The 16,409-nt window shown below is 69.1% G+C and carries 21 protein-coding genes; 13 read left to right on the top strand and 8 right to left on the bottom strand.

What is annotated here, in order from left to right:
* Positions 1-33: 33 nt before the first annotated feature.
* Both V9K91_RS07485 and V9K91_RS07480 read left to right on the top strand, forming a co-directional pair.
* Complete coding sequence (locus V9K91_RS07485) at positions 34-753, top strand: AzlC family ABC transporter permease (RefSeq protein ID WP_068854727.1); 720 nt, start codon at positions 34-36, stop codon at positions 751-753.
* Positions 750-1,061 (top strand): AzlD domain-containing protein, encoded by a 312-nt coding sequence (locus V9K91_RS07480; RefSeq protein WP_068853601.1) that lies wholly within the window; start codon positions 750-752, stop codon positions 1,059-1,061. The genes V9K91_RS07485 and V9K91_RS07480 overlap by 4 nt, the downstream gene beginning before the upstream one ends.
* 3 nt (positions 1,062-1,064) lie before the next feature.
* Here V9K91_RS07480 and V9K91_RS07475 read toward each other — a convergent pair whose 3' ends face one another.
* Positions 1,065-1,562: a M48 family metallopeptidase gene (locus V9K91_RS07475; RefSeq protein ID WP_068853600.1), complete on the bottom strand. Its 498-nt coding sequence runs from the start codon at positions 1,560-1,562 to the stop codon at positions 1,065-1,067.
* A gap of 47 nt (positions 1,563-1,609) precedes the next feature.
* On the opposite strand from V9K91_RS07475, the gene V9K91_RS07470 reads away from it, so the two are divergent.
* Both V9K91_RS07470 and V9K91_RS07465 read left to right on the top strand, forming a co-directional pair.
* Positions 1,610-2,170: a DUF2058 domain-containing protein gene (locus tag V9K91_RS07470; protein ID WP_068853599.1), complete on the top strand. Its 561-nt coding sequence runs from the start codon at positions 1,610-1,612 to the stop codon at positions 2,168-2,170.
* A gap of 109 nt (positions 2,171-2,279) precedes the next feature.
* Complete coding sequence (locus V9K91_RS07465; RefSeq protein WP_306987822.1) at positions 2,280-2,546, top strand: DksA/TraR family C4-type zinc finger protein; 267 nt, start codon at positions 2,280-2,282, stop codon at positions 2,544-2,546.
* A gap of 7 nt (positions 2,547-2,553) precedes the next feature.
* Here V9K91_RS07465 and V9K91_RS07460 read toward each other — a convergent pair whose 3' ends face one another.
* Positions 2,554-3,135, bottom strand: a complete 582-nt coding sequence (locus tag V9K91_RS07460) for a mechanosensitive ion channel family protein (protein ID WP_068853597.1) — start codon at positions 3,133-3,135, stop codon at positions 2,554-2,556.
* Between the two features lie 43 nt (positions 3,136-3,178).
* A complete protein-coding gene (locus V9K91_RS07455; protein WP_157771752.1) occupies positions 3,179-3,367 on the bottom strand; it encodes a hypothetical protein in 189 nt (62 codons plus the stop codon).
* Positions 3,368-3,468: 101 nt separating this feature from the next.
* Here V9K91_RS07455 and V9K91_RS07450 point away from each other — a divergent pair, with 101 nt between their 5' ends.
* From V9K91_RS07450 to V9K91_RS07440, 3 genes are read left to right on the top strand one after another with little or no spacing between them, the layout of a single operon-like run.
* Positions 3,469-4,053, top strand: a complete 585-nt coding sequence (locus V9K91_RS07450) for a sigma-70 family RNA polymerase sigma factor (RefSeq protein ID WP_068853596.1) — start codon at positions 3,469-3,471, stop codon at positions 4,051-4,053.
* Entirely contained in the window at positions 4,050-4,550 is a 501-nt protein-coding gene (locus V9K91_RS07445; protein ID WP_336443234.1) for a hypothetical protein, read from the top strand. Before V9K91_RS07450 ends, V9K91_RS07445 begins: the two co-directional genes overlap by 4 nt.
* An 11-nt stretch (positions 4,551-4,561) precedes the next feature.
* Entirely contained in the window at positions 4,562-5,446 is an 885-nt protein-coding gene (locus tag V9K91_RS07440; RefSeq protein WP_249832899.1) for a DUF4097 family beta strand repeat-containing protein, read from the top strand.
* Between the two features lie 46 nt (positions 5,447-5,492).
* Here V9K91_RS07440 and V9K91_RS07435 read toward each other — a convergent pair whose 3' ends face one another.
* The 3 genes from V9K91_RS07435 to V9K91_RS07425 all read right to left on the bottom strand — a co-directional run bounded on the left by V9K91_RS07435 (position 5,493) and on the right by V9K91_RS07425 (position 7,622).
* Positions 5,493-5,672: a hypothetical protein gene (locus tag V9K91_RS07435; RefSeq protein ID WP_068853593.1), complete on the bottom strand. Its 180-nt coding sequence runs from the start codon at positions 5,670-5,672 to the stop codon at positions 5,493-5,495.
* Positions 5,673-5,683: 11 nt separating this feature from the next.
* On the bottom strand, positions 5,684-6,010 hold the full coding sequence (locus V9K91_RS07430) for a YkgJ family cysteine cluster protein (protein ID WP_068853592.1): 327 nt from the start codon (positions 6,008-6,010) through the stop codon (positions 5,684-5,686).
* Positions 6,011-6,266: 256 nt separating this feature from the next.
* Positions 6,267-7,622, bottom strand: a complete 1,356-nt coding sequence (locus V9K91_RS07425) for an Hsp70 family protein (protein WP_095363530.1) — start codon at positions 7,620-7,622, stop codon at positions 6,267-6,269.
* Positions 7,623-7,739: 117 nt separating this feature from the next.
* Here V9K91_RS07425 and V9K91_RS07420 point away from each other — a divergent pair, with 117 nt between their 5' ends.
* Positions 7,740-8,075: a zinc ribbon domain-containing protein YjdM gene (locus V9K91_RS07420; RefSeq protein WP_068853590.1), complete on the top strand. Its 336-nt coding sequence runs from the start codon at positions 7,740-7,742 to the stop codon at positions 8,073-8,075.
* Between the two features lie 45 nt (positions 8,076-8,120).
* Here V9K91_RS07420 and V9K91_RS07415 read toward each other — a convergent pair whose 3' ends face one another.
* A complete protein-coding gene (locus tag V9K91_RS07415) occupies positions 8,121-9,257 on the bottom strand; it encodes a tetratricopeptide repeat protein (protein WP_095363529.1) in 1,137 nt (378 codons plus the stop codon).
* Between the two features lie 139 nt (positions 9,258-9,396).
* Between V9K91_RS07415 and V9K91_RS07410 the strand changes: the two genes are divergently transcribed.
* From V9K91_RS07410 to V9K91_RS07390, 5 genes are all read left to right on the top strand, one after another.
* Positions 9,397-9,999: a hypothetical protein gene (locus V9K91_RS07410; RefSeq protein WP_093533460.1), complete on the top strand. Its 603-nt coding sequence runs from the start codon at positions 9,397-9,399 to the stop codon at positions 9,997-9,999.
* A gap of 45 nt (positions 10,000-10,044) precedes the next feature.
* Entirely contained in the window at positions 10,045-10,236 is a 192-nt protein-coding gene (locus V9K91_RS07405) for an oxidoreductase-like domain-containing protein (protein WP_095363528.1), read from the top strand.
* Positions 10,237-10,248: 12 nt separating this feature from the next.
* Positions 10,249-10,899, top strand: a complete 651-nt coding sequence (locus tag V9K91_RS07400; protein ID WP_095363527.1) for a DUF998 domain-containing protein — start codon at positions 10,249-10,251, stop codon at positions 10,897-10,899.
* Positions 10,900-10,939: 40 nt separating this feature from the next.
* On the top strand, positions 10,940-12,292 hold the full coding sequence (locus V9K91_RS07395) for an AcvB/VirJ family lysyl-phosphatidylglycerol hydrolase (protein WP_095363526.1): 1,353 nt from the start codon (positions 10,940-10,942) through the stop codon (positions 12,290-12,292).
* Positions 12,293-12,459: 167 nt separating this feature from the next.
* The gene (locus tag V9K91_RS07390) at positions 12,460-13,797 is read left to right on the top strand and encodes a hypothetical protein (protein ID WP_095363525.1); all 1,338 of its coding nucleotides are present in this window, start codon (positions 12,460-12,462) and stop codon (positions 13,795-13,797) included.
* A gap of 8 nt (positions 13,798-13,805) precedes the next feature.
* Here V9K91_RS07390 and mprF read toward each other — a convergent pair whose 3' ends face one another.
* Complete coding sequence (gene mprF, locus V9K91_RS07385; RefSeq protein WP_249832894.1) at positions 13,806-16,364, bottom strand: bifunctional lysylphosphatidylglycerol flippase/synthetase MprF; 2,559 nt, start codon at positions 16,362-16,364, stop codon at positions 13,806-13,808.
* Positions 16,365-16,409: the final 45 nt, after the last annotated feature.

The following is a 16,409-nucleotide window of genomic DNA, read 5'->3' as shown; positions in this document are numbered from 1 at the left end:
GCGGCCCCGCGCCGCTGCTGGCATGATCCGATGATGAACTGGCGTGCGTCCCCTGCCGTGAAAGTCGGCCTTTCCATTGCCGTGGCTACCGGCCTGTATGGCATTTCCTTTGGTGCGCTGGCGGTGGCGGCCGGGCTGAGCCCGTGGCAGGCGCAGGCGCTGAGCCTGTTGATGTTCACCGGCGGCTCGCAGTTTGCGTTCATCGGCGTGATCGCGGGCGGCGGTGCCGGCTCCGCCGCGTTCACCGCCGCCACGCTGCTCGGCGTGCGCAACGCGGTATACGGCATGCAGATGAACCGGATGCTCGGGCTGCGCGGCTGGCGGCGCGGGGTGGGTGCGCAGATCACCATCGACGAATCGGCCGCCACCGCGTCCAGCCAGACCATGCCGCTGGAGCAGCGGCGCGGGTTCTGGACCGCCGGCGTCGGCGTGTTCCTGCTCTGGAACCTGTTCACCGCCGTCGGCGCCATCGCCGGCGACGCGCTGGGCGATCCGCGCCGGTGGGGCCTGGACGGTGCCGCAGTGGCGGCGTTCCTGGCGTTGCTGTGGCCCCGGCTGCGCCAGCGTGATGCGGTGGCCATCGCCATCGTGGCCGCGCTGGTCACGGTGCTGGCGCTGCCCTGGGTGCCACCGGGCATTCCGATCCTGCTGGCGGCAACAGTGGCGGCAGTGTGGGGCGCGTTCGTGCCCGGTCCACGCGATGAAGGGCTGGAGCCGGACGTTGAGCCGCGTTCGCCGGGGGAGCGCGTATGAGCCTGTGGGCATGGTTGCTGCTGGGCTGCGTGGCGGCCTATGCGATCAAGCTGGCCGGGTGGCTGGTGCCGGCGCGCTGGCTGGAGTCACCGCGCATGACCCGGGTGGCCGGCACGCTCACGATCGGCCTGCTGGCGTCGCTGACCGCCATGAATGCGGTGGCTGCCGGTGCGTCGGTGGCGCTGGATGCCCGCCTGGCCGCGCTGGCCGTGGCGGCCGTGGCGTTGCTGCTGCGCCTGCCATTTCTGGCCGTGGTGGTGCTGGGTGCGGCGGCGGCCGCCGCGCTGCGCTGGGCCGGTATCGGCTGAGCGTCAGCCGCTGGGCCGCTCCAGGTGGGTCAGGTACAGGCGCAGGTCGAACTCCAGCTGGTGGTAGTCCGCTTCCATGTGGGTGCACAGCTGGTAGAACGCCTTGTTGTGGTCCGATTCCTTCAGGTGCGCCAGTTCGTGGACCACGATCATCTTCAGGAACGGGGCAGGTGCCTCGCGGAACACGCTGGCAATGCGGATCTCGCGGCTGGCCTTGAGCCGGCTGCCCTGCACCCGCGACACGGTGGTATGGGTGCCCAGTGCGTGCTTGAGCACCTGCAGGCGGCTGTCGTAGATCACCTTGGACAACGGCACCGACTGGCGAAGGTAGCGCTCCTTCAGTGCCTGGGTGTAGTCATACAGCTGACGGTCGTTGCGCACCGTGTGCAGCTCGGCATAGCGGCGCTCCAGCCAGGGGCCCAGCCGATCGGCCGCGATCAGCTCGCGCACCTGCTGCTGCAGGGCGTCGGGGTAGCCGGCAAGGTACTTCAGGGCGGTCATGCCGCTATGATGACGCCTGGAATCCCGCACCAACAGATGCAAAGGCAATGGCGAAGGCAAATCCCCTGCAGGAACAGCTGCTCAAGGCCGGGCTGGTCAAGAAATCCCAGGTGTCCCAGGCCGCACGCGAGCAGGTGAAGGCCCGCCACGGCAAGGCCCCGTTGGCGCCCACCGACAGCCAGCGCGAAGCCGAGCGCCTGCGGGCGGAAAAAGCCGAGCGCGACCGCGCGCTGGAAGCCGAGCGCAAGGAAAAGAACCGCCTGCAGGAGCTGCAGGCCCAGGTGCGCCAGATCATCGAAAGCAACCGGGTCAAGCGCGAAGGCGAAAGCGAGTACCGCTTCAACGACGGCACCCTGATCCGCACGATGCTGGTCAACGAGATGCTGCGCCGCCAGCTGGCCGTGGGCAGCCTGGTGATCGTGCGGCTGGGCGAGGGCTTCGAGCTGGTGCCGCGTGCGGCCGCCGACAAGATCCGTGAACGCGATCCGGCCGTGATCGTGCTCGACAACGGCAAGGATCGCGCCGCGTCCGCCGAGCCCAGCACCGGCAATGCCGAGGACGATGCCTACTACGCGCAGTTCCAGGTGCCCGACGACCTGATCTGGTGATGCCGGGCTGAACGGTTCACTGGAAGCGGGGGATGTTCAGCCGGCCGTAAACCGACGTCGCCCGGCCGGATCTATGCTGGCGCTCCGGCAACGGTATGGGAGATGCGGCATGGCCACAGGGTGGGCAGGCGACGGCGCCGTCCAGGACCAGATCGACGCGACCGTGGATGACGCGATCCAGCGCGCCCGCGCGCAGCTGCGCCACGGTCCCGGGCTGACCCATTGCGAGGAATGCGAAGCGCCCATCCCCGAAGCGCGGCGCCGTGCCGTGCCCGGCGTGCGCCTGTGCGTGCGCTGCCAGGAGGCCGAGGATGCCGCGCAGCACGATGCAGGCATGTACAACCGCCGGGGCAGCAAGGACAGTCAGCTGCGCTGACGCCGGATCACCCGTCGCCCTGGATGCCGCCCGGCGCCTGCGACGGATCACGCCAGCGGCGCACCGTGCGCTGGAAGAACATGTTGTTGGGAATCTGCAGCACCGTGCCTTCGTGGCCGCCGCTGTTTTCCTGCAGGGTGGTGTAGATCAGGTTGACGTCGATGACGCGGCCCTTCAGTCCGGGCTTCTCGCCGTTCTCCAGCACCTCGATGTAGTCGTGCAGCCGGAACGGGCGGGTGGTGAAGATCAACAGGGTGCAGAAGATGTTGGAGAGCACGCTCCACGCGGCAAAGAATGCCACCGCGCCCACTGCGGCAAAGCCGGTGAACGCGGTCCACAGCACGCTGGCCTGCACGCCGATGATCTGCAGCACCACCAGCAGCACGGTGAAATACACCACGAACGTGAACACCCGGCGCGCGCCCATCACCATCTCCGGTGGCAGCGTGTAGTGCTCGCCCACGCGGCGCAGCAGCCGGCGCGCGATCAGCCGCAGCAGCCACGCCACCAGCAGGGTCAGCAGGATTTTCAGGGCAGGCGCCCCGTACTGCAGCCACTCATGGGTCCAGGCGGGCAGGTGGTCTTTCATGGAAACCGGGGGTCGACGTGGGAGCGTCAGTTTACCCCGCGCGCTAGAGCCGGGCCGTGTCCGGCTGCGCCAGCACACCGACCAGCGTTGAAACGCACAGCGGCGCATGGTCCTGGTACTGCACGCACAGGTCCGGTTGCGGCGGCAGTGCCACCCGCAGCGTCACCGGGCTTCCCGGCAGGGTGCACGCGCTGGCCAGCGACAGCAGAAGGGCAAGGCAACTGGGGGACATGGGCGACTCCTGGGACCACGCCCGGCGTGGTGACAGGAGATTGGATGCCGCGGGTGCCGGAAAGGTTTAAACCTTTTCGATCGACCCCGCATCCAAGGGATATGCTCGATACGACCATGCCCGCCCTCCGCGCTGCCAACGACGCCGATTCCACCGACGAGTGGGCGTGGGTGCGGGCGGCGGTGGCCGGCGACACCGCCGCCTACGAGCGCATCTACCATCGGCACGCGCCGCGCCTGTATGCGGTGTTGTGGCGGCTGTGCGGCGGTCATGCCGCGCGTGCCGAGGATGCCCTCCAGGAAGCGTTCCTGCAGGCCTGGCGCGCACTGCCGGGGTTCCGCTTCGACAGCAGCCTGGGTACCTGGCTGCACCGGCTGGGGGTAAACGCGGCACTGATGGAGATTCGCGCCAATGCCGCCCGCGACGCGGGCGACAGCGGCGAAGAAGGCTGGGACCTGCTGGCGGCAGTGCCGGCAGTGGATCGCTGCGCCGGGACCAGCCTGGACCTGGAGCGCGCGCTGGAGACCCTGCCGCCGCGCGCCCGGGCGGTACTGGTGCTGCACGATATCGAAGGATGGAAACACCAGGAGATTGCCGACCAGCTGCAGATGGCGGTGGGCAGTTCCAAGGCACAGTTGCACCGCGCGCGCGGCCTGTTGCGCGCGCGTCTGGGAGAACCGGCATGAACGACAACCACGACCTCGATTCCGATCTGCGGTCGCGCCTGCGCGCGCTGCCCTCCGAACGATTGCCGCCAGCGGATGCCTGGCAACGCATCGCTGCGCAGCTTCCGCCGCGCGTGGCTGCGCTGCCAGCCGCTGCGCCCGCACCGCGTGCGCGCCGTTGGTCGCTGCGCATCGGCCTGGGCCTGGCCGCCGCGCTGGCGGTGCTGGTGGTGGTACCCACCTCCACACCGCCCACGCCGCGCCCATCGCCCCTGCAACGGCAGGCCGACGTGATCGCCGCCGAGTACCAGCAGGCGATGGCCACGCTGCCGGCGGCCCCGATCGGCGCGGACTGGCAGCCGGCGCTGCACGAACTGGATACCAGTGCCGTGTACATCCGCGCGGCCATCGCCGAAAACCCGCGCTCGGGTTACCTGCTTACCCAGCTGCAGCGCACCTACGCGCTGCGCCTTGAACTTACCCAGCAGGCCGTCAACGCCGCTGGCCTGCCATCCTGAAGGAGAGTCCCATGCGAAACACCCTGCGTTTCACCGCAGCCCTGGTCCTGCTGCTGCCCCTGGCCGCGCAGGCCGCCACCCGCGTCGACGAGCGCCATCCGCTGGCCGCGGGTGGGCGCGTGGAAGTGAGCAACATCGCCGGCAAGGTCACCGTGCGGGGCTGGGACCGCAATGAAGTGGCGTTGACCGGCAGCATGGCCGATGGCCTGCGCCTGCAGCAGGACAAGAGCACCAACCGGGTGCGCTGGGAAGTGATCTACCCGCGCAACGGCAACAATGGTGGCGCCACGCTGGAGCTGCGGGTGCCGCGCTCGGTGGAAGTGCAGCTGGGCACGGTAAGTGCCGACATCGACGTGGCCGAGGTCGACCTGCGCCGCCTGCAGGCCAATGCGGTAAGTGGCGATGTCTCGGCCGCCGGGCGCACGGCCGAAGCCAGCCTGAGTACCGTCAGCGGCGATATCCGCGCGCAGGTACAGAGCCAGCGCATGGCCCTGCGCGCGGTCAGCGGTTCGATCCAGGCCGGCGGCGGCATGGGCGGTGAGGTCTCGGCGGAAACGGTATCGGGCAGCATCCGCCTGGACACGGCGCAGGTGCAGCGCCTGGCCGCCGAAGCGGTCTCCGGCAACCTCACCGTGGCAGCGTCCGGCCTGGCGCCGGGTGGCAAGGTGACGTTGCAGACGGTGAGCGGGTCGATCGCCCTGCGCCTGCCGGCCAAGGTTTCGGCGCAGCTGGCCGTGAAGACCTTCAGTGGCGACATCCAGTCCGATGCCGGCCAGGTGGAACGGCCGCGTTATGGCCCGGGTCGCAGCCTGGACACGCGCCTGGGCGGCGGTGACGGCGATATTTCGATCAATGCCCATTCGGGCAACGTGCGGGTCTCGCTGGGCGGCCGCTGAGTGCGGCCCCCGCACCGGCCGGGGGCCGGTGCGGACGGCAGCGGCGTCAGCCGGCCTTTTTCAGCGCCAGGGTGTTGCCCAGTACTTCGATCTTGCCGCCGCTCTTGCGGAACGCAGCCAGATCGGCAGCGATGCTGGCGCTGCTCAGTGCGGTGTTGGAACCCTGCTTGCGGTCAACGCGAACGGTGTTGCCTGCCTTGGGGGAGGTCTTTGGCGAACGGGCCATGGATGCTCCTGTCATGGGTGTAGCGTGGAAAAAATCGTCGACGCATCGTGCTGTTGTCGACGGTAGTCCTGCCGCACGAGGCGGCAGTCATCGCCGCCCATCGCAAACTGGCGGCAGATCGCGGGACGCTGCGAATAAATGGTGCAGCGCAGGTGATAGGGGTCGATCGCGGCGCACCAACCTTCGTCGTTGCGCGCCATCACGGTGCGGCCCGCTTCGTCGGTATCCAGCAGGTAGCCGGGTACCGCGTCGTCAGGCATGACGGTGACCGACAGCCGGCAACAGACTGCGTCGCAGCGGCGGCAGTCGATGGGGTCGGCCTTGGCGATTTCGCCCAATCGAATCTCTCTTGGCGGCTCAGGGGGTGCTGCATGCTGGGAACGAGCCGGATCACAGCGATAGACGATCCCAGCGCCGCGGACGGATCCGGACGGCGGCGGTATCGGCGAGGATGGTGGCCTCTTCGAGGCTGGGTACGACATGCGCATTGCGCATCGAAGCCGAAAGATGATAGCGCTTTCGGCGTAACGTTTTGTTAATGCGAGGGTTTCACGGCCGGAAACCCTTGTCCCACGGGGCTTCGCGGCCGAAGGTTCAAGCTGCCGCGGCCCACGCCAGGCCGTGCACCACGCCGAACGAGGGGTTGCCGCGCACCAGCGTCGAGCCGGGGAAGGCTGCGGCCACCGCCGCCTGCAGATAGCCCGCGCGTGACATGCCGCCGGTCAGGAAGATCGCCGCCGGGTCGTGCCCGATATCGGCGCGGACCTGTTCCAGCAACCCGGTCAGTTCGCCCAGGTAGCTGCCTGCCGCCGCTTCCAGCCGGGACGGGTCGACATCCACCCCCAGGCCGCGTTCGATGAAGTCCAGCGCACTGGTGTGCTCTGGCGCGCTGCTCAGGGCGATCTTGCAGCGCTCCACCTCGCGGTACAGGCGTGCGGTGTTGCCGGTGTCCTGCAGCGCCTGCAGGCGCGCGCCCCACGGCGCCTCGGCCTCGCGGTAGTTGTGCTGGCGGAAATCGCGCTGGCGGGTCATGTCCTGCACCATCGCGGCCTCCACGTAGTGGTGCGCCGGCACGCGGCTGTGGCCGCGGCCGAACAGCGGCATGTAGGCGCCGAGGCTCAAGGCCAGGTCGATATCGGTACCACCGCGCGCGATACCCCATGCGCGATGGATCTTCGGGGCCTGTACGCCGCCCACCCGCGCATGCGCCACATCGGTGGTGCCGCCGCCGATGTCGACCACCACCGCGTCATGTTCCTGCGCGCTCTCGGCGTGGTAATGCATGGCTGCGGCAGCCGGTTCCTCCAGGAAATCGACGCTGTCGAAACCCGCGGCGATCGCGGCGGTGTGCAGGATGTCCAGCGCCTGGTCGTTGCCGGCCGCGCCGATCGAGCTGCGGAACTGCACCGGGCGGCCCAGCGTGGCGGTGCGCACCGGCGCGTCGAGCTGGCGCGACGCGGTCAGCCGGATGTGCTCGAGGATGTGCGTGGCGATACCGGTGATGGTCTGGCGCGCGCGCGGGTGCAGGTTGTAGCCCAGCATCGATTTCGGGCTCTGCACCAGGTTGCCTTCGTTCTCCTCGAAGTAGGCTTCCAGCGCCTCGTCCCCGTACACCGCGTTCTGCAGCAGCTTGGTCGAGCTCAGCGGCGCGCGCATCTGCTCTTCCATCCACTGCCGGCGCACCACGCGCAGGGCCTCGCGGCGCAGCGCATCCGGCGCGCGTTCCTGGCCGGCGGCGCGGGCGTCGCGCGCGGCCGCGTCGATCAATCGGGCCAGTTCGTGCTCCAGCGCCGGGGTCAGTTCGAAGTCGTTGGGATCGCGCATCACCTCGGGGAAGTACACCGTGGTGCGGAACTGTTCGGCCTCGCCAAACCGGATCGGCACGACCCGGCCGTCCACCACGGCGGCGGCGGCGGAGTTGCTGGTGCCAAAGTCGATGCCGATTTTCATGCGGGGCCGGGCCGGAGGTCAGGGGGCGCGCACTGTGCGGCAAGCGGGCCGCCGGTGCAAGGCCTGCCCGGGCCGGGCGGTTACAATGGGGGTTGTTCCGAACCTGAAGGCTTCATCATGTCCGCCGCACCCGCCTGCCCGCAATGCACCCTGGAAAACACCTATGCCGATGGCGCGCTGTGGATCTGCGCCGACTGCGGCCATGAGTGGGCGGCCGGCGATGAAGGCGGCCAGGGCCTGGTCGTGCGTGACAGCAACGGCAACACGCTGGCCAGCGGCGACACCGTCACCGTGATCAAGGACCTGAAGGTCAAGGGCTCGTCGATCCCGCTCAAGCAGGGCACCGTGATCCGCAACATCCGCCTGGTCGAAGACGATGCCGAGCACATCGAAGGCAACTCGGACAAGATCAAGGGCCTGGTCCTGAAGACCTGTTTTTTGAAGAAAGCGTAGGTAACGACCGTTGGTCGTTACGCATCAGCGGCGGCAAGCCGCCATTCAATTGCTGGCCGTGCGTTCCCGCCATTTCTGCAGGCTGTCCAGCTTGGCCTGGTAGGTCGCCCGCAGCACGTCGGCATCTTCGCCGGCCAGGTCGCGGGCGCGCAGCATTTCAAGCGAGGCGCGGCGGGTGTTGCCGGCCAGGAAATAGGCGCGTGCCAGCCCGAAATGGAACTGGTGCGCACTGCTGTACAGGCGCACCGCCTGCTGGTAGTACGCGATGGCCTGCGCATAGTCGTGGCGCTGTTCGGCTTCGTTGCCGAACCGGAACTGCGCGAAGGGATCGCTTTTCTGCACCTGTTCCAGCCGCTTGGCCAGCACGTCAGCGCGGCGCGCATCGCCCAGCCTGCGATACAAGGCGCTGGCATTGGTCAGCGCCGCCGCGTGTCGAGGTTGCAGCTGCAGGGCCTGCTCATAATCCTTCCGGGCCTGGTCCAGGCGGCCTTCGCGGGTATCAAGCACGCCCAGGTTGTTCCAGCCGGCAGGGAAGGCCGGTGCCATCGCCAGCGCGGCGTCCAGGTACACGCGCGCCTGCGCGGTGTCTCCCTCGGCCATGTGTTCGGCGCCGCGGTTGTTGTAGAAGTGCGCCAGGGCGCGCTGCTCGGTGATCGGGCGCGGCCCGTAGCGGTCATACAGCACGTTGCGGTCCAGGTCGACCACGGCGGTGCGTCCGTTGAGGTTGAGCCCCACGTTGACGTGGCCCACGTTGTAGATCACGCCCTGGTCCTGGTGCCAGGTGACCACCTGTGCCACCTCCTGTACCCGGGCATCGATGCCCGCCGCGCGCGCCAGGGTGACGAACATCAGGGTGAAGGACAGGCAGTTGGCGCGGTGGGTTTTCCAGGTTTCGGCCAGGGTGTGGGTGGCGTACGGGTCGTACTCCAGGTGCATCGCGTCTTCGTCGAAGATCAGGTGCACCAAGCGCACCAGCCGTTGTTCGCGCGAACTGACCGGGGCGATCACCCGTTCCTGCAGCAACGCGCGAAGATCCGGCGGAATGGCCAGGATCTGCTGGGGAGAGGGAATGGGTTCGACCGCCGGGGCCTGCGTGGCAGCGGTATCCACGGGCGCGGCCAGCACCGGCGTCGGTGCGGCGGCCAACAGGGCCAACAGGGCAAGGGATTTCCAGCCGTTCATCGCGGTCACCTCGCGGGCATGACGAAGCCTTCGTTGCTGCAGTCTAGGCCGACGCCCGGCAGCCGGCGCACCGCTTGTCGGCCTGTTGCACCAGCCACCGCCCTTGCCATTCACCGCAGGGCCGGCCAATGATGCCGCCATGACCTTCTCCCCGCTTTCATTGCCGGCGGCCATGCAGGCCGACCTGGAAGCCGCCTACGCCACGCCCCCGCGGGCCTATCACGGCTACCCCCACGTGCGCGCGGTGCTGCTGCACTGCCAGGCGGTGGCGGAGGGCCCGGGCTGGGCGCACCCGCGCGAAGTGCAGCTGGCCGCGCTGTACCACGATGCGATCTACGAAGCCGGGCGCAACGACAACGAAGCCCGCTCAGCCGCGCTGGCACGTGCGCAGGTGGAGCGCTGGCTGCCGGGCGCCGGCGTGGATGTGGCCCGGATCGAACAGCTGATCCTGCTGACCGCGCGCCATGGCACCCTGGGCGCCGCCGACGTTGACCCCGAAGCGGCCTTGTTCCTGGACTGCGACATGGCCATCCTGGGCGCGCCGCCCGACGTGTTCGATGCCTACGACCGTGGCATTGCCGAGGAGTACGCCGGGCATGTGCCGGGCTTCCTGTTCCGGCTCAACCGGCGGCGGTTCCTCAAGCACCTGCTGCGCAGCCCGCGCATCTTCCTGAGCGACTTCTTCCACCAGCGCCTGGATGCGTCGGCGCGGGCCAACCTGCGCCGGCGACTCGGGCATTGACAGCGGTCGATTACACTGCACCGGTTGAAATCCGTCGCTCACGCCATGCCCGTTCCCCTCCCATCCGCCACGCCCGATCCAGATCCGCGCCCGCAAGCGCCGGAAGAACCCGGCCCCAACGAGTGCTGCGGCAGCGGCTGCCCGCTGTGTGTGCTGGACCTGTACAGCGACGAGCTGCAGCGCTATCGCGCCGCCCTCGCGGCCTGGCGGCTGCGCCACCCCGACGCCGCGCCCTGAGCACCGATCGCGATGGATCGACCGGCCCATACCCCTGCACGGTTGCCTGCCCACGCCCACGTGGCTGCACTGACGCTGCTGGCGCTGGCGGGGTTCGTGCTGACCGCGTTGTGGACCCAATGGGTGCGCCAGGACCTTGACTGGGTGCAGGCCACGCTGAGCGTGTACCTGCACGGCCCCTGGGGCCTTGCGCTGCGGACCGCCTACTGCGTACTGGCCGTGGCGGTCATGCTGCTGGCCTGGTCACTGCACGCCGCCAGCCGCTCGCCGCGGCGCAGCGCGGCGGCGCCGCTGCTGTTCTGCGTGGCGGGACTGGGGCTGATGGGCGTGGCCATCGGCGACAGCTGGCTGCCCGGGCAGGCGCCGCTGCTGGCCCCGTTGGTCCATGGCCTGGCGGCCAACACCGCGTTCCTGTGCGTAAGCGTGGCGATGCTGCTGCAGAGCTGGTACCTGCGTGCCGACCCGCAGTGGGCGCGCTGGGCCAGCGCCGCGTGGTGGTGGGCCTGGCTGTGTTTCGCGCTGCTGTGGCTGCACGTGCTGTGGCGGGGCCCGCCGCGTGGGGCCGGGCAGAAGCTGGTGATCGCCGCAGTGGTGCTGTGGTTGTTCGTGGCCGCGCTGCAGCTGTGGCGGCAGGCGCGACGTGAAGAGGCTGCACGAAAATAAAAAGGCGTATCGTGGGGCGACTTTTCCGGGATGCGTGACGATGCGGCGAGCCAGTGTGGGCAGGGGACTGGGAGTGGTGCTGGGCCTGGTGTCGATGATGGGGGCCGCAGCGGCCCCGGCGGCGCCGCAGCAGGTCAGCCACGGGCGCTTCAATGACGTCCCGATCCACGCGCCGGAAGGCCACCCGCAACGCGTGGTGGTCTGGTTCGATGGTGGCAGCGAACCCCAGCGCACGCGCGAGCGCATCGAAGCCCTGCGCGCGCAGGGCGCCCTGGTGGCCCAGGTCGATGTGGCCCGGCTGCGCACCGGTCTGGCCCACGAAGGGGGCGGCAACTGCAGCTTTGGCGCAGGCGACGTGGAGAATTTTTCGCGCTGGTTCCAGGCGTACCTGCACGTGCCCGGTTACCACCTGCCGCTGATCGGCGGCGATGGCAGCGGCGCCGAGCTGGCCTATGCAGTGGCGGCGCAGGCCGATACGCAGGTCTTCGCCGGCTTGATCACCACCGGGTTCTGTCCCGACCAGGCGCGCGAGCGCGCGGTGTGCGGCGCCGGTGTCAGCCATGGCCGCCTGCAGCCGGCGGAGTTGGCGTTTCCGTGGCTGAACGCCGCCGGTGACCGCAAGTGCGCGGCAGGTGACGCCACAGCATTCGTGCACAAGGTGGAGATGGGGCGGCAGTTCCAACGCACCGCGCGGGGCGATGACCTGCCCGGACTGCTGGCAGCAGCCAATGTGATCGGGGCGCAGAAGGGTGTCAGCCTGGCGCCGCCGCCGGATGGCCTCAACGGCTTGCCGGTGGTGGAAGTACCCGCGCAGAAAGGCGGCGACACCCTGGCCATCTTCGTTTCCGGCGACGGCGGCTGGGCGGGGCTGGACAAGGATGTGGCCGCCGCGCTCAGCAAGAACGGCATTTCGGTGGTCGGCCTGGATTCGCTGCGCTATTTCTGGACGGCGCGCACGCCGGAAGGCTTCGCCCGCGACCTGGAACGCATCGCACGCCATTACGGCAGCCAGTGGCAGCGCAAGCGGCTGCTGCTGGTGGGCTTCTCGCAGGGCGCCGATGTCCTGCCAGCGGCCATCAACCAGCTCGATCCGGCCACGCGCGGGTCCATCGCATTGATCGGCCTGATGTCGGTAGGGCGCAAGGCGGATTACGAATTCCATGTCAGCAACTGGCTGGGCGGCGGCGCGGATGGCCTGCCCATTGCCCCGGAGATCGCCCGGTTGCCGGCGGACCGGACCGTGTGTCTGTACGGCGAGGACGATGGCGATGCACTGTGCCCGGGGCTGCCGAAGGGGGTCGCCACGGTGATTGCGTTGCCGGGCGACCACCATTTCAAGGGCGACTATGACCGGTTGGCGAAGACGCTGCTCGATCATCTGCCGACGCGTTGATGGAATCATGGAAGCCGCGTCATCTCCGTTGCGTACACCATCCACGCGGATCTTACTGCGTGGGGTGTTGAGTGTTTCGAGTTTCATCCGTTGCGCCGACGCGCCAGTCTCCGCCTGTCGAGGTGTCCGATGAGCGGCCTTCGGTGGGACGCCTGCAGGCGCCCGCGATGATCTCCAATGCGCCCATCGAGCGGCGCTTGTACGCGCTGATGGCCGATGACCGCTCCGCGGCCCGGGCGGGGGATGGGTCTTCCGCGCAGAAGATGGCCGACGCCCTGTCGCTCTGGCGCTCGGGCGACCGTAATGCCTCCACCCGCGAGCAGTTCTGCGCAGGCTTGAAGGAAACGCTGGAGCGGTTGGTCAGGGACAATGACGTCGACCTGCGCAAGGCAATCCTGCAGCATCGTTTTCCCAAGGTGAAGGACTATCGCCTGCTTGTCGCTTCCCCGAAATGCGAGGCCGCGCTGCAGGCCGCGAAGAAGTTGAGGAACCTCGCGCATCCTGCGCGCATTGAGCGCGAACCGGATCCAGCCAGAAAGACACACCTGGAAGCGCTCGCCGCCGCCGTGGACGATGCCCGGGCAGGCACGGGCGAGTGGGCCAGCGTGACGGCAGGCGCCTGCGCGCTGGGCGAAAAAATCGCGGCCGACTTCGCGCCGCATGCGGACGTGCTGGCCGAAAAGCAGGAACTGGAACGGGAGGCCAGCGTGATCGAGTATCTGGCGCAGCGGGCAACGCATCAGTCCCGGAGCGGAGGCGGCGCGCGCGGGCGGGACGTGGAAGATCGGGTCGGCACCGCACTGACACAGCTCTGCAACGCAATGAACGAGGCGACCGCTTCCAGTGAGGATCCGGGCTATCGCATCGTCCGTGGTGCCAACGTCCCGCCTGCGCTGCGCCCGGCGGAGAGCAGGCACGTCAAGGGAGAGCTCGATTTCCTGCTGATGCACGGCAACGACGTGGTGCTGGTGGGTGAAACCAAGGCCGGTGGCGCGACCGCGATCGGCGCGGATTGCCTGAAGCTGCGCAACGCGGTGGTGGAAATGGCCGCCCGCGCGCAGCAGGACAGGGCCTACGCGTTTACCCTGGGCGGCGACAAGCGTTCGGTGGACGTCGGCGGAAAGGGCAAACTGCAGGTCAGCGGGGAGTCGCTCAAGCGGCTGGCGGCAGCGCCAGGGGATGCGCCGGACGTCCAGCCCACCTGGCCTGCCAGCGCGCGGTACTTCCTGCCCGACGCGGTTGCCGGCATCCCGCTGTCGCAGCGTGCAGTGGCCTACCTCACCTGGCGCCCTGCGAGCCTGGATTACGCGCAGGCCTTGTTCGACGGCGCGCAACCGGCCGTCGAGGGGCTCGACTCCGTGTGGCGCGAGCTGGGCGAAGACCCCAAGCTCGCGTGGATATGGGAGGAGCGTGCCTTGGCCGAGCAGGCGCTGAACGCCGTGCACGGCAGCGAGAGCATTGCCGGCTTCACTGCGGCGTTCGCGCAGATGAAGCCCGGGTCCTGACTGCCGCGTTACGTCTTCCGCGGCGCCAGTGAGATCAACCGTGTCGCATCCAGCAGCGCCGCTGGCAGGTGCATGCCGCCCGGCGCCGCCAGATAACGTGCGCGCCACTGCGGCGCGAACTTGGATTTGAAGCGGCGCAGCCCGCTGAAGCCGTAGAAGCGCTCGCCGTGCCGTGCGACCACGTTGGCAAAGCGGTTCCAGCGGCCGGCCAGGCGGTGCTGGGCCAGGCCCGACAGCGGCGCCATGCCCAGCGAGAAACGGTGGAAGCCCTGCGCGCGCCCCCACAGGAACAGCTCGATGAACAGGAAATCCATCGTGCCTTTCGGTGCATCGTCGACGTGCCGCATCAGGTCCACCGACAGCTCGTGCCCGGCCGGTGCCTGCCACAGGTTGGCGAAGGCGACGATGCGGCCCTCGGCCTCGACCACGGCCACCGGGAAGCGCACCAGGTAGTCCAGATCGAAACTGCCCAGCGAAAACCCTTTCTCGTCGCCGGCCTTGTCGTCCAGCCACTGCTGCGATACCTCGGCCAGTGCGGGAATCAACGCGGCAACCTCGTCGGGCGGTGCAACGCGGAAGCTGAGGCCGCTGCGCTTGCCCCGGTTCCAGGCCTGGCGCAGGTCGGCGCGTTCGCGTCCCTCCAGCCCGAAGTCCTGCAGCGGCACCATCGCTTCCTCGCCCAGTTTCACCAGGGTCAGCCCCAGGTCGAGGTAGGTCTGCCAGTACGCTTCGCCCACCTGGTAGAACACCGGGCGCAGGCCGAGGCGATCCGCCTCCTCGCGGAAGCGCCAGATCAAGGCGCGTGCGACGTCCGGGGGCCCGACCGGATCGCCCATCGCGATCAGCGAACCGCCGTAGCGCTGCATCATCACGAAGCCGCGCCCGGCATCGTCGCGCAGTACGGCCTTGTCGGCGGTGAGCACCAGGCAGGCCTGGGTGTCCTGCGCCGCCTGCAGGATCGGCGCCAGCGCGTCGAGCGTGGCCGGGTCGGCTGCCGGCAGGGGCGTGCGGGTGCTGTGCAGCAGCCGCGCCAGGCCGAAGATGGCCAACGCGATTGCCACCACCAGCAGTGCGCGCAACGCACGCGGTGCGTTGCCCTGCGCGGCGAATTGCCACCACAGCTCGTTCTGGTATTCGACATGGCTGTAGACGAAGAACAGCAGCCAGATCACCGCCACCAGCACCAGACCCAGGTTGCGGATCCACGGCCACGACCACGCTTCGTCGAGCAGCGCGCCCTGCCGGTAGAACTCGCGACGCGACGCCCACAGCGCCATCGCCACCAGCACCGAGGCCAGCGCGATCAGCACCTGCCCGCCGCGCAGCCAGATCGGCAGCGGCGCGATCACGCAGATCGCCAATGCCAGTATCCAGGCCGCATGGCTGCGCCGCTGCAGGCCCTGGCCGATCAGCAGCAGCACCACGCCGGCCAGGCTGCCGAGCAGGTGCGAGGTTTCCAGGATCGGCAGCGAAGCGTGCAGCAGGTGTCGGCGCGGGGTGGGCAGGGTGCCGTCGATCACCAGCGCTGCGCCCACGCTGAACACCGCCAGCGCGATGATCTGCGGCAGCCAGGGCCGAAGCGCGGTCCAGCCCGCGCGGGTGGCGCCGGCACCCACGCGCAGTGGGCGGCGAAGCGCCGGCGCCACGGCCAGCACGGTGGCCAGCAGCAACGGCAGCACGTAGTAGGTGACCCGGTAGATCAGGGCCGCTGCAAGCACCGCCGCAGGCGCCACCTGCGGCAGCAGTTTGAGCAGGCTCCACTCGAACACGCCCAACCCGGCCGGCACGCTGGAAATCAGTCCGGCCAGCACGGCCACCAGATACAGGCCGACAAACCCGGGCAGCCCGGTCGGGGTATCCATCGGCAGCAGCACGTAGAACGCCGCGCTGGCCAGCACCAGTTCCACCACGCTGAGCGCGGTCACGCCCAGCATCGTGCGGCGATCGGGCAGCCACAGCGCGTGGCCGCGGATCTGGAAGCTGCGGCCCTCGCGCCCGACCAGCAGCACCGTGCCCACGTAGGCGAGCAGGCCTGCCGCGCCGAGCACGCGTACGGCCTGCGCCGACACGGGCAGTGCGAGTGCGGCGGCGCCCGGTTCCAGCAGGAAGGCCAGCGCCAACAGCAGCCAGGCGCCGAACACGAAGCCCAGCGTGCTCATCAGTACCACCTGGCCGATCTCGGCCAGGCTCAGCCCGGCGCCGCCATAGCCGCGCAGGCGCACCGCACCGCCGGTGAGCGCCGCAAAACCCAGCGTCTGCCCCAGGGTGTGGGCAAGGAAGGCGGTAATGCCCACCCGCGCTGGATGCAGGCGCTTGCCGCTGCGACGCAGGCCGATCGCATCGAACCCGATCAGGCAGGCGTAGCTGGCCAGGCCCAGGATGACCGTGAGTGCGATCTGGCCCGCGCCCAGCTGGTGGAAGGCCTCACGGATGGCGCGATAGCCGTGGTCGTCGAATTCGTTGGCCAGGCCACGCAGGGCCAGCGCCAGGATGCCCAGGCTGAAGACGACGGTCGCCGCGCGGCGCCAGCCGACGCGGGACGAGGGGGCAGGTGCAGGATCGGTCATCGGTACAGCGTGCTCCGGGGCAGGCGATGAAGAGGTCAAAGCACG

Origin of the sequence: Stenotrophomonas sp. CCNWLW57, assembly GCF_037203925.1 — a bacterium.
In the GTDB taxonomy this organism is placed as follows: Bacteria; Pseudomonadota; Gammaproteobacteria; order Xanthomonadales; family Xanthomonadaceae; genus Stenotrophomonas; species Stenotrophomonas rhizophila_A.
This window is presented reverse-complemented; position numbering and strand designations above follow the sequence as displayed.